General features: G+C 62.1%; 12 protein-coding genes and 1 pseudogene. 11 read left to right on the top strand and 2 right to left on the bottom strand.

The window, feature by feature from the left end; all coding sequences use genetic code 11:
- Positions 1 to 176 precede the first annotated feature (176 nt).
- Positions 177 to 1,412 (bottom strand): amino acid ABC transporter substrate-binding protein, encoded by a 1,236-nt coding sequence (locus J7557_RS16355; protein ID WP_291421104.1) that lies wholly within the window; start codon positions 1,410 to 1,412, stop codon positions 177 to 179.
- Positions 1,413 to 1,596: 184 nt separating this feature from the next.
- Here J7557_RS16355 and J7557_RS16350 point away from each other — a divergent pair, with 184 nt between their 5' ends.
- Positions 1,597 to 2,490: a helix-turn-helix domain-containing protein gene (locus J7557_RS16350; protein ID WP_291421103.1), complete on the top strand. Its 894-nt coding sequence runs from the start codon at positions 1,597 to 1,599 to the stop codon at positions 2,488 to 2,490.
- Here J7557_RS16350 and pcaQ read toward each other — a convergent pair.
- Positions 2,487 to 3,398 carry a pca operon transcription factor PcaQ gene (gene pcaQ, locus J7557_RS16345; protein WP_291421113.1) on the bottom strand — a complete coding sequence of 304 codons (912 nt, stop codon included), beginning with the start codon at positions 3,396 to 3,398 and terminating at the stop codon, positions 2,487 to 2,489. The genes J7557_RS16350 and pcaQ overlap by 4 nt on opposite strands.
- Positions 3,399 to 3,563: 165 nt before the next feature.
- On the opposite strand from pcaQ, the gene pcaD reads away from it, so the two are divergent.
- The 10 genes and pseudogenes from pcaD to blaOXA all read left to right on the top strand — a co-directional run bounded on the left by pcaD (position 3,564) and on the right by blaOXA (position 11,634).
- Complete coding sequence (pcaD, locus tag J7557_RS16340) at positions 3,564 to 4,358, top strand: 3-oxoadipate enol-lactonase (RefSeq protein ID WP_291421102.1); 795 nt, start codon at positions 3,564 to 3,566, stop codon at positions 4,356 to 4,358.
- Positions 4,351 to 4,740 (top strand): 4-carboxymuconolactone decarboxylase, encoded by a 390-nt coding sequence (gene pcaC, locus J7557_RS16335; RefSeq protein ID WP_291421101.1) that lies wholly within the window; start codon positions 4,351 to 4,353, stop codon positions 4,738 to 4,740. The genes pcaD and pcaC overlap by 8 nt, the downstream gene beginning before the upstream one ends.
- Entirely contained in the window at positions 4,737 to 5,483 is a 747-nt protein-coding gene (pcaH, locus tag J7557_RS16330; RefSeq protein ID WP_291421100.1) for a protocatechuate 3,4-dioxygenase subunit beta, read from the top strand. The genes pcaC and pcaH overlap by 4 nt, the downstream gene beginning before the upstream one ends.
- On the top strand, positions 5,483 to 6,091 hold the full coding sequence (gene pcaG / locus J7557_RS16325; RefSeq protein ID WP_291421099.1) for a protocatechuate 3,4-dioxygenase subunit alpha: 609 nt from the start codon (positions 5,483 to 5,485) through the stop codon (positions 6,089 to 6,091). The genes pcaH and pcaG overlap by 1 nt, the downstream gene beginning before the upstream one ends.
- A gap of 6 nt (positions 6,092 to 6,097) precedes the next feature.
- The gene (locus J7557_RS16320; RefSeq protein WP_291421098.1) at positions 6,098 to 7,129 is read left to right on the top strand and encodes a 3-carboxy-cis,cis-muconate cycloisomerase; all 1,032 of its coding nucleotides are present in this window, start codon (positions 6,098 to 6,100) and stop codon (positions 7,127 to 7,129) included.
- 152 nt (positions 7,130 to 7,281) lie between these two features.
- A complete protein-coding gene (locus J7557_RS16315) occupies positions 7,282 to 8,004 on the top strand; it encodes a 3-oxoacid CoA-transferase subunit A (RefSeq protein ID WP_291421097.1) in 723 nt (240 codons plus the stop codon).
- Complete coding sequence (locus J7557_RS16310) at positions 8,001 to 8,672, top strand: 3-oxoacid CoA-transferase subunit B (protein ID WP_291421096.1); 672 nt, start codon at positions 8,001 to 8,003, stop codon at positions 8,670 to 8,672. The genes J7557_RS16315 and J7557_RS16310 overlap by 4 nt, the downstream gene beginning before the upstream one ends.
- Positions 8,673 to 8,674: 2 nt before the next feature.
- The gene (pcaF, locus tag J7557_RS16305; RefSeq protein WP_291421095.1) at positions 8,675 to 9,877 is read left to right on the top strand and encodes a 3-oxoadipyl-CoA thiolase; all 1,203 of its coding nucleotides are present in this window, start codon (positions 8,675 to 8,677) and stop codon (positions 9,875 to 9,877) included.
- A gap of 426 nt (positions 9,878 to 10,303) precedes the next feature.
- Positions 10,304 to 10,645: pseudogene (locus tag J7557_RS16300) on the top strand (transglycosylase SLT domain-containing protein); the annotation flags it as partial.
- A 182-nt stretch (positions 10,646 to 10,827) separates the two neighbouring features.
- A complete protein-coding gene (blaOXA, locus tag J7557_RS16295) occupies positions 10,828 to 11,634 on the top strand; it encodes a class D beta-lactamase (protein WP_291421094.1) in 807 nt (268 codons plus the stop codon).
- Positions 11,635 to 11,640: the final 6 nt, after the last annotated feature.

The following is an 11,640-nucleotide window of genomic DNA, read 5'->3' as shown; positions in this document are numbered from 1 at the left end:
CCGTGAACCGGTGGTGCCAAAGCCCGCCTGGGTTCCCGCGAGCTAAGGAAAGACACCCCCTCCCATCCTCCCCCATCAAGGGGGAGGTGTCATATCGAGTTTGGGGCAGCATATTGCCCAAGGCACCAGCCTTCACCTCCCCCTTGATGGGGGAGGATGGGAGGGGGTGTCTTTCCTTAGCTCGCGGGAACCCAGGCGGGCTTTGGCACCACCGGTTCACGGGCGGCTTTGCCTTCGGTGTGGGCGAGGCCGACGAATTTGCCGTCTTGCCACTGGCCGACAGTCCACAAGGCGCGGAGCTGGTTGTCGACGAGTTTGACCTTGCCGAGGATCGTGTCGAATTCGCCGGTGGCGATTTCGGCTGCGACGGCTGATTTGTCGAGGTCGCCGACGCGGGTAATGGCCTGGCCCAAAATTTCGAGGCTGGCATAGGTGACGGCGCTGGCCCAGCTATCGGGGGCTTGGCCGACGAGGGCGGTGTGGCGCTCGAAGTAAGCAGCGATGGCTTCGCTGTCGGGGTCGATGCCGCCGACGCCCATGACGCCATTGTGGTTGGGACCGGCGACGTTCGGGTAGATCGGGAAGGCCGTGCCGACGCCGAGATAGAAAATCTTCGGGCTGAAATTGGCAACCACGGCCTGCTGGGTCAGTGCGAAGGTATCGGGCGGATAGGAGAAGGCGACGAAGGTATCGACGCCGAGGCCGGAGACTTCATTGATGATAGGTGCGAAATCGGACGTGCCGAGCGGGTAGGTCTTGTCGTAGACCAGCTCGAAACCGGCGGCCTGGAAAGCGGGCGTCGCGGCCTTGGAAAGGTCGATGCCAAAACCGTCTGCCACTGAGGCAATGGCGACTTTATTGTTGATCGCTCCGGCGTCACGCTGTTTTACCAGGAGATCGACCAGAGCATTGGCATAGTCGTGGCCGCCGCCGAGGAACCAGAAAGAGTTCTTCCAGCGCTGCACCAGTTGCGGGGCCATATCGGTGACGGCGGTGCCGGCGAGCTGGGGGAACTGGAAGCGGTCGAAGGTCGGGCCGGCGGCAAGGTTGGAGCCCGTGCCCCAGGAGGGCAGGATGAAATCGACATTGTCTTGCGTCGCGAGGCGCTCGATAGCCCTAACAGTTTCCTCGGCGGAAGAGCGATCGTCATACTCGGTGACTTCGAGCGGCAGCGTCACACCGAGCTTGGAAAGCTCGAGGCCGCCGGCCTTGTTCACGTCGTCGACCCAGAGCAGGTAATTCGGAATGGTCGAGATGCCGGCGCCACCGGCATTGGCGCCGGTTTTCGAGACGGCGTAGCCGATGCGGATGGCGGTACGGTCCTGCGCGAAGGTAGGCAGGCTGGCAAGAGCCGTGGCGAGTGCCCCGGTGCCCATGGCTTGAAGCAGCGTTCTACGAGACAGATCAGTCATGTCGTCCTCCCATGCCCGCTCCCGGCGGGCGCTTCCCAAAATCTCGGTTCCGGACCCCTGCCTTGGCGGCGGTTTTGGGTGTCCGGTTCCGACCCTGACAAAACGCTAGGCCGGGTTTGACCCCAGCGAAATGGACAAAACTGAGAGAGTTTTGTATTTTTAACGGCATTTCGGGGAGAGGAACGTGCATCAAGCCATGGCGCAGGGCGCTCGGGTGGAGGGGCCAGATGTCGAGGTGACTGATCTGACCGGCAGCCTCGGGTCGTCGGAATGGAGTTTTGCCGGGGATCGGGCGCGGCGCTCGGCGCATGGGTTTTTGCTCAATGCCGGTGAAGGTGAGGTGCGGTTGGGCGATACAGTCACCACCGTGCGCGGGCCGTGCCTCATCTGGTTGCCAGGCGGACGAGGCGGGCAACTGCGACTGGCGGCGGGGGCGCGCGGGGCGGCACTGACGGTTTCGGATGGCGCATTGGCGCGGGTCGTGCCGGCCACCGCCATTGCCGGACCACTGCGCGAGGGCATGGAAAGGCCGCTGCTCGGCGTGCCGCTCGATGGCAAGGCGGCGCGTGGGATTGGCGCTGATATTGCGGCGCTCAGCGAGGAATTGTTTGAAGACCTGCCTGGGATGCGCGAGGCGGTGATGAGCCGGCTTTGCCTCGTGCTCATTGCTTTCTGGCGGCTGGGTGGCGGGGGAACGCGACCGGCGCAGAGTTCGCCGCGTATGCTGGTACAGGGCTTTTTGCAATTGGTGGAGCTCAATGCGCGGCGGCATTGGCGGGTGGCCGATTATGCTGGCGCCATGGGGATCACGACGGACCGGCTGAATACGGCGATCAAGCGGGCGACGGGGGTGACGCCGCTCGATCTGGTGCACCGGCGATTGCTCGAGGACGCCGAGGCGCTGTTGGAGCGATCCTCGATGCAGGTGGGCGAAGTGGCCGATGCGCTGGGTTTTCGGGACGCGGGCTATTTCAGCCGGTTCTTTTCGCAGCGGAAGGGGATTTCTCCGGGGCGATTCAGGCAGCAGGCGGCGCAGCGACTGGGACGACGCGACGGGTCTTATGCGGCTTGGCCCTAGCGGAAGCCAGAGGCGACGTTGCGGATGGCTTGCATCAAAGCCGTGGCGGCGAGGGTCGGGACGGTGTCGGCGCGTGTCGTAAGGCCGACTGGGCCGGTGGTCTCGCTGGTATCGACCGGCAAGAGAGCAAGCTGGCTTTCTTCGACATCCTTGGCGACGACACCTTCGGAAATGATCCAGATGGCGTCGGTCTGGCGCACATAAGAGCGGCCGAAGGCATTGGAGACGGTTTCGACCTCGTCACGGATATTGGTGATGCCGTGCGTAAGAAGCATGCGGTCGACATGGTGGCGGATGACGGCATCGGGTGTGGGCATCAGCACCTGATAGGGTTCAATCAGGCCGAGGTTGAAATCGGGGGCACTCAGCAGCGGATGGTCAGGACGGACGACCATGACGACGCGTTCGGAATAAAGGTGCTCGAAGGCGAGGCCGATCATCACATCGGGCTCGGCCATGCGGCCGATGACGAGATCGACATCGCCGGTGCGGAGCAGCGACAGAAGGTAATTGTTGGGGCCGGTGATGATGCGGGTGTGAACGCCGGGATCATCGGCGGTGAAGGCGCTGACGGCCGTGGGCAGAATGCGGGCGGAAACCGTGGGGAGCGCGCCGACTTTTACCGTGGTCGCCTCGCCACCGGAGCGGGCGGCATCGATGCCCTGGCGGAGGGCGGCGATGGAGGTGGAGGCGTAGCGATAAAAGGTTTCGCCGAAGGGGGTGAGAAACAGCTTGCGGCGGGAGCGGTCGAAGAGCGCGCTGCCCAAAAACTCTTCGAGCTCCTGGATGGTCTTGCTGGCGGCGGGCTGGGAAATGTTGAGAGCATCGGCGGCGTTGACGACGCTCCTGAGCCGCGCGACTTCGAGGAAGCAGGCGATGTGGCGCAGCTTTATGCGGGGGTCGATGATGCGCTGCGCCACGAATAGCTCCTCTGGTTATGCGACTGGCTAATCCTGACGCATTTTCTGCGCTTCTTGAGGTCATCGATAAGTCAGAGGTTATAATTCGTCCAGAGCTAATCATTTTACTTGGGGTTTTGAGGGCCTTACACCCGAGAGTGAGAGGGAGGCCCCATGAACTTTGCTCGCATCAATGGCGTGCTGCTGCATTTTCGCGTTGTCGGCCCTGATGACGCGCCGGTCGTGGTGCTGGCCAACTCGCTCGGTACAGATGCGCGCATCTGGGATGGCGTGATTTCGCGGTTGGCACAAAGCTATCGCGTGGTTTCCTATGACAAGCGCGGGCATGGACTGAGCGATATTCCGGCAGGTGACTATTCGCTGGATGACCATCTCGATGATCTTTTTGGGCTGGTCGATCATCTCGGCATCGAGCGATTTGCGCTCGGCGGGGTGTCGATTGGCGGGTTGATCACGCAGGGTGCAGCTCTGCGCTCGCCCGAGCGGTTGACTGCTTTAGTGATCTGCAACTCGGCGGCGAAATCGGGCGATCATGCCTTTTGGTCGGCGCGGATGAATGCCGTGCTCGAGAACGGCGTGGCGTCGATTGCCAATGGGATCATGGAGCGATGGTTCAGTCCGCAGTTCCGGGCGGAGCGGACGGAAGAGCTGGCCGGATGGCGCAACATGTTTTTGCGCTGTGACGCAGAGGGCTATGCCGCGACCTGCGCGACGCTGCGCGATGCGGATTTGCGGGAGAAGGTTGGTGCGATCACCCTGCCGACGCTGCTGGTGGCTGGGGAGCAAGATCTTGCCATGCCGGTGGCGCAGGTTGAGGCGACGGCCAAAACCATTGCCGGTTCGCGGTTCGAGGTTTTCCCTGGCGTGGGACACATTCCATCCATCGAGGCGCCGGAAAAACTGGCTGGCCTCATGCTCGAATTTTTCAAGGAGGCCGGTCATGGCTGAAACGACGCTTTACGACCGGGGCATGGCGACGCGCCGCTCTGTTCTGGGCAATGCCCATGTGGACAATGCTTCAGCCAAGATGACCGCGTTCGATACTGATTTTCAGAGTTTTATTACCGAAGGCGCCTGGGGCTCGGTCTGGTCGCGGCCGGGGCTGACCAAGCGCGAGCGCTCGATGATCACGCTCGCGCTGTTGGCCGCCTTGGGCCATGATGAGGAAGTGGCAATGCATGTGCGCGCCACGCAAAATACCGGGGCCAGCCCGGAGGATATCAAGGAAGCGCTGCTGCATGTGGCGGTTTATGCCGGCGTGCCGGCGGCCAACCGGGCGTTCAAGATCGCCCGGGAAGAACTGGCCAAGCGCAAGGAGGGCGCGGAATGAGCGGCATTATTCTGCCCGGCGCCGATGGCGTTCTCTATCAGCGCGACCGCGCCTGGCACCCGGCCGCAGATACGCCGGCATATAAGAGCACGACGTTTCGCGCGCCCAAGCACAGCCTGCTTGCCTTGGGGCCGACCAAGTCGGAGATGTCGGGGCCGACTTTTGGCCACGAAAAGCTGGGGCCACTCGACAACGATCTGATCCGCAATTTCAGTCAGGATGGTACCGATGCCATCGGGCAACGGATGATTGTTTATGGGCAGGTGCTCGACGAGAATGCGCGGGCGGTGCCGGGCACGCTGGTGGAATTCTGGCAGGCCAATGCTGGCGGGCGCTATCGGCACAAGAAAGAAGCCTATCTCGCAGCGCTCGACCCCAATTTTGCGGGCTTTGGGCGCGCGGTGACTGACGAGAGCGGGTTCTATTCGTTCCGCACAGTGAAGCCGGGTGCTTATCCATGGCCCAATGGCGGCAATGATTGGCGGCCGGCGCATATACACTTTTCCGTCTTCGGCCATGCCTTTGCGCAAAGGCTGATTACGCAGATGTATTTTGAGGGCGATCCGATGATCTGGCAGTGCCCGATCGTCGCGACGATCAACGACAAAGCGGCGATCGACCAGCTCACCGCCCGGCTTGATCGGCACAATACGACGCCAATGGATGCGCTGGCCTATCGCTTCGATATCGTACTGCGCGGACGGCGTTCGACCATGTTTGAAAACAAGCTGGAGGGGAACTGATGCTGCATCCCGTTCCGACGCTGAAGGAAAGCCCGTCGCAGACCGCAGGCCCCTATGTGCATATCGGCATGACGCCGAATTTTTGCGACCTGCCGGGGGTCTATGCCTCCGACATGGGCGCGACCATGATCAATGGCGAGGTGGAGGGTGAACGGATTACGCTTTCCATTCGGCTGATCGATGGCGCCGGTGTACCGCTCAGTGATGGGCTGGTGGAAATCTGGCAGGCAGATGCGAGCGGTAGTTTCGTTTCGCCGGCGGCGCCCAATTCCAATTCGGTGCCGGCTTTTACGGGTTGGGGGCGGCAAGCCTCGGACGCTAACGGCGTGACGGTTTTCGAGACGATCAAGCCGGGGCGCGTGGCGGGACCGGATGGAAAGCCGATGGCGCCGCATGTGTCGCTGTGGATCGTGGCGCGCGGCATCAATATCGGGCTGCAGACGCGGCTCTATTTCGAGGACGAGGACAACGAAGGCGACTTCGTGCTCAACAAGATCATGGACAAGCGCCGGCGGCAGACGCTGATCGCGCGGAAAGAAAGCGTGGGGCGCTATCACCTCGATATTCATCTCCAGGGGGAGAAGGAAACGGTGTTTTTTGATATTTAGGACGATATGACCGCCCTTCTCTCTGCCCTCACCGGCGATCCGGAAATCGAAGATTTGCTCTCGGATCAAGCGCAGCTTGGGGCCATGCTGGCTTTTGAGCGGGCGCTGGCGGAGGCGAGTGCGGATTGCGGATTTGTGTCTGCCGAGGCAGCAAGCACTATTGTTGCAGTGACCGATAGCTTCAAGCCGGACTGGACGGAGTTGGCGGCGGGTATGGCGCGGGACGGCGTGGTGGTGCCGGCGCTGGTGAAGCAGTTGAAGGCGGGGGTTACGGAGGAGCACCGCCCTGCCCTGCACAAGGGTGCAACCAGCCAGGATGTCATTGATACGGCGCTGATGCTGCAGGTGGCGAAGGTGCTGGGCGTCTATGAGACGCGGCTGTCTTCCGTGTTGGCGACGTTGGAAGAGCTGGCGCATCTGCGTGGCGGCCAGAAACTGATGGCGCATACGCGCATGCAGGTGGCGCTGCCGACGACCTGGGGCGCAAAACTGGCGAGTTGGGGCGAGCCGTTGCAGCGGCATCTGCGTGCGCTCAGCGGAATGCGGCGGAGCCTGCTGGTTATTCAGCTTGGCGGACCTGTGGGAGACCGCGGCAGTTTTGAGGGTTTTGGCGACGCGATTGCGGCTGGCATGGCGAAGCGGCTGGATCTGGGATTGGCGACGCCGTGGCAGGCGCAGCGCGATCCGATTGCGGCGCTGGGGAACTTGCTGGCGCTGATTGCCGGGACGCTGGGGAAGATCGGGGCCGATGTGACGCTCTTGGCGCAGAACGAGGTTGCGGCGCTGAGGCTCGAAGGCGGCGGCGGGTCTTCCGCAATGGCGCACAAGAGTAACCCGGTGAATGCCGAAGTGCTGGTGGCGCTGGCGCGGCAGGTGGCGGGGCTATCGGGTACGCTCAATCAGGCTCTGGTGCACGAGAACGAGCGCTCGGGCGCGGCCTGGACGCTGGAATGGCTGACATTGCCGCAGATGCTGGTGTCGACGGGGGCAAGCTTGCGGCTGGCGCAGAAGCTGGTTGAGCAAATCAGGATCGCCTAACGGTTATTGATTGACCGGAATTTCGGTCGATAGTGCTACCGCGCGACGACTTAGCATAACCTCACACATATATATCGCCCCCACCATTTCATTTCCGTCCGCAGGCTTCCAATGGCAAACATGCTGTTGGCCCCAGCCGAAAGGACGAAAAGATGGACAAGACAGTGCCCGATCTCGCCGCTGCCGTAGCGGGGATTGAGGATGGCATGGTGCTGATGGTGGGTGGGTTTGGCGGCTCGGGCGCGCCCATCGAGCTTATTCATGCGCTGATTGATCGGTTCAAGGCGACGGGGAGCCCGAAGAACCTCACCGTGGTCAATAACAATGCGGGCAATGGGCGCATTGGTATTGCCGCGATGATCGATGCGGGGATGGTGGCCAAAATAGTCTGTTCGTTTCCGCGCTCGGCTGATCCGCGGGCTTTTACGGAAAAGTATCTCGCGGGCGAAATCGGGCTGGAGCTGGTGCCGCAGGGTACGCTCGCCGAGCGTATTCGCGCCGGGGGCGCGGGCATTCCGGCATTTTATACGCCGGCGAGTTTTGGGACCGATGTGGCCAAGGGCAAGCCGGTGGCTGAGTTCGATGGCAAGAGCTATGTGCAGGAGCGCTGGCTGAAGGCCGATGCGGCGCTGATCAAGGCGGAGATGGCCGATACGATGGGGAACCTGACCTATCGTAAGGCGGCGCGGAATTTTTCGCCGCTGATGGCAGCGGCGGCAAAGCTGACGATTGTGCAAGCTACCAACATCGTTGCACCGGGTGAGATTGATCCCGAGCAGGTGGTGACGCCGGGGATTTTTGTGAACCGCGTGGTGGAAGTGGCTGGCGCCAAGCAGGAAGAGGCGCTGATGCGCGATGGAGTGGCTTACGCATGAGCCAAAAACTTTCCAACGCGCAGATTGCATGGCGCGCGGCGCAGGACATTGCCGACGGCGCCTATGTCAATCTCGGCATCGGCTTTCCCGAAATGGTAGCGAAATTTCAGCCGCCGGGGCGGCAGGCGATTTTTCATACCGAGAATGGCGTGCTGAACTTTGGTGAGGCGCCGCCGGCGGGTGAGGAAGACTGGGACCTGATCAATGCAGGGAAGAAGGCGATTACGCTCAAACCTGGCGCGGCGTTTTTCCATCATGCCGATAGCTTTGGCATGGTGCGCGGCGGGCATCTGGATGTGGCGATCCTTGGCACTTACGAGGTTGCGGAAAATGGCGACCTCGCCAATTGGTCAACGGGGCCGAAGGGCGTGCCGGCCGTGGGTGGGGCGATGGACCTTGTGCATGGAGCCAAGCGCGTGGCCGTCATCACCGACCATGTGACCAAGGACGGAAAACCGAAACTGGTGAAGCGTTGCACGCTGCCGCTGACGGGCGTTGGCTGTGTGACGCGGGTTTATTCGAGCCTGGCGGTGATCGACATCGAAGGTGGGCGGTTCGTGTTGCGCGAAAAGCTGCCGTCGATGAGTGTCGAGGAATTGCAGGCGGTGACGGGCGCGGAATTGGTGCTGCCCGATATGATTGGCGACCTGATTGCCCCCGAGGTTTGAGAATGGCTGAAGCTTTTATCTGCGCCTACAAGCGCACGCCGATCGGGCGGTTTGGTGGGTCGTTGTCTTCGGTACGGCCGGATGATCTCGGCGCCGTCCCGCTCAAAGCGCTGATGGCAGAGCATGTGGGCGTCGATTGGGATGCGGTCGACGATGTCATCTTCGGCAATGCCAATCAGGCGGGCGAGGACAATCGCAATGTTGCCCGGATGAGCCTGCTGCTCGCCGGGTTACCGGTGGGGGTGACGGGGACGACGATCAATCGGCTCTGTGGCTCGGGCATGGATGCGGTTATCGCAGCAGCGCGCGCGATCAAGGCGGGCGAGGCTGAACTGGTGATTGCCGGGGGCACCGAAAGCATGTCGCGGGCGCCGTTTGTGCTGCCCAAGGCGGAGACAGCGTTTTCGCGCAATGCGGAGATTTATGACACGACCATCGGCTGGCGTTTCGTCAATCCGGCGATGAAGGTGCATTACGGCGTCGATTCCATGCCCGAGACCGGCGAGAACGTGGCGCAAGAATTTGCCGTGTCGCGCGAGGCGCAGGACGCTTTTGCGGTGCGCAGTCAGGACAAGGCCGTGGCGGCGCAGAAGAGTGGGCGCCTGGGCCGGGAAATCGTTGAGGTTTCCATCGCGCAGAAAAAGGGCGATCCGGTTGTTGTCGACACCGATGAACATCCGCGGGCAGGGACGACGGTTGAGACGCTGGCGAAGCTGCGGCCGCTTTTTCCTAATGGGACCGTTACTGCTGGCAATGCGTCGGGGGTAAATGACGGGGCCGCGGCACTGATCATTGCTTCGGAAGCTGCGGCGAAGAAGTATGGTCTGACGCCGATTGCGCGGATTCTTGGGGGCGCCACTGCGGGCGTCGAGCCGCGGATCATGGGCATTGGGCCGGCGCCGGCGAGCAAGAAGCTGTTTGCGCGGCTGGGGCTGGCCGCGGGCGATTTCGATGTGATCGAACTCAACGAGGCCTTTGCCAGCCAGGGCATTGCCGTTTTGCGCGACCTTGGGATTGCCGAAGACGATCCGCGGGTAAACCCAAATGGCGGAGCGATTGCGCTCGGGCATCCGCTGGGGATGAGTGGCGCGCGCATCACCGGAACGGCGGCGCTGGAACTCTCGCTGACGGGTAAGAAACGCGCGCTGGCGACCATGTGTATCGGCGTTGGCCAGGGTATTGCTGTGGGGCTGGAGCGGGTTTAGCGGCGGGCAAATGATAGACTTGCTTTCATGCCCGAAGCATATGCGGTAGGGAATTGTAAACCTTTTGGCGGCAGAAGCCGGCATAGTGATCACAATATGCTTGCGCGGCATGGGAACATTGTTCTGCCATCAAGGCGCCGCGATTTGGGCTTAGGTGCCGCATTTGAAGCATCCGCAAAGGACGAAGGCATGACGGCACGGGCCATACCTCTGGCGGGAATTGTTGCGCTGGCGGTCATCGTCTCGGGCTGCTCCATGTCCGGCATCAAGCCGCTTCCGGGCAACAAATCCGCTTCCGCCGCCATTGCTGCCGCCGCCCCTGTAGCGCCGATGCCGACGCCGGAAGGCCATGTTCCCAAGGCGGTCAATGTTCCCCGCGCCGGTTCGGACCTGCTGCTTGGCTTTGCCGCCAGCGAGCGCGGTTCGCTCGATGGGCTGATTTCCCACTATTCGACGCAATACAGCGTTCCGGAAAACCTGGTGCGGCGGGTGATCAATAAGGAAAGCGGCTATAATCCTGCGGCGCGCAACGGGCCCTACTATGGCCTGATGCAGATCAGCTACGCCACCGCGCGCGGCATGGGCTTTTCGGGCGAGGCTTCGGGCCTTCTCGATGCGGAAACCAATCTGCGATTCGCCGTGCGCTATCTTGCCGGCGCCTATGTGACGGCTGGCGGCAACCACGACCGCGCCATGCAGCTCTATGCGGCGGGTTACTATTATGACGCGAAGCGTCAGGGGCTGCTTGAAAAGGCCGGCCTGCGCTAAGGCGCTCCACTCCCCCAACTCCACCGTCATTGCCGGACTTGCCCCGGCAATCCACGGCGCGCGCTGAAGTATGACCAACGGGACAAGCCCGGTGGTGACGATGGCTTATCGCTCAGCGTCACAATTGCGACGTTGTGGGACGTGAGAACTGACCTGCGGCCAAAGTGCCGGAGGAGATTTTTGTGCGACTGTCTTTGTTTGCCGCCGCTCTGGCGGGTGTTCTTGCCTTGTCCGTGCCGGCGCAGGCGCGGGATATCTGTACGCTGATTGCCGATGCCGCGACGCGGACGGTTCTTCACCAAGAGGGCGACTGCGAAACGCGGGTGACGCCGGCTTCCACCTTCAAGGTGGCGCTGGCGGTGATGGCCTATGATGCCGGGATCATTACTTCGGCGCATGAGCCGAAATTGCCGTTTAAGGAAGGCTATGCCGACTGGGGCGGGGATAGCTGGCGGCAGGATACGGACCCGACCATGTGGATGCAGAATTCCACCGTCTGGTATTCGCAGCGGTTGGCAGAAATGCTGGGGGCGGAAAAGCTGACGGCCTACGCCCAGAAATTTGGCTATGGGAATGCCGATTTTTCTGGCGATCCGGGCAAGGATAATGGGCTTGAGCGGTCGTGGATTTCCTCGTCGCTGAAAATATCGCCGCTGGAGCAGGCGGGATTTGTCGCGGCGCTGGTTGATAGAAAATTGCCGGTTTCGGCGGCGGTTATCTCTGGAACAATGGAGTTGGTGCAACAGGGTGGCGCGAGCGACGGCTGGGTGCTGCAGGGCAAGACGGGTTCGGCCTTTCCGCGCATGGCCGATGGCAATTTTGACCGGGCACGCGGTTGGGGCTGGTATGTGGGCTGGGCGGAAAAGGGAGACCGGAAACTGGTCTTCGTGCGGCTCGCACAGGATGAGCAGCGGCACCAGGTGAGTGGCGGGCTGAGGGCGCGCGATGAGCTGGTGGAGGATTGGGCGGGGTTGGTTGCGGGGCTCTAAGCCACC

It is taken from the genome of Devosia sp. (assembly GCF_017744655.1).
GTDB lineage: Bacteria > Pseudomonadota > Alphaproteobacteria > Rhizobiales > Devosiaceae > Devosia.
This window is presented reverse-complemented; position numbering and strand designations above follow the sequence as displayed.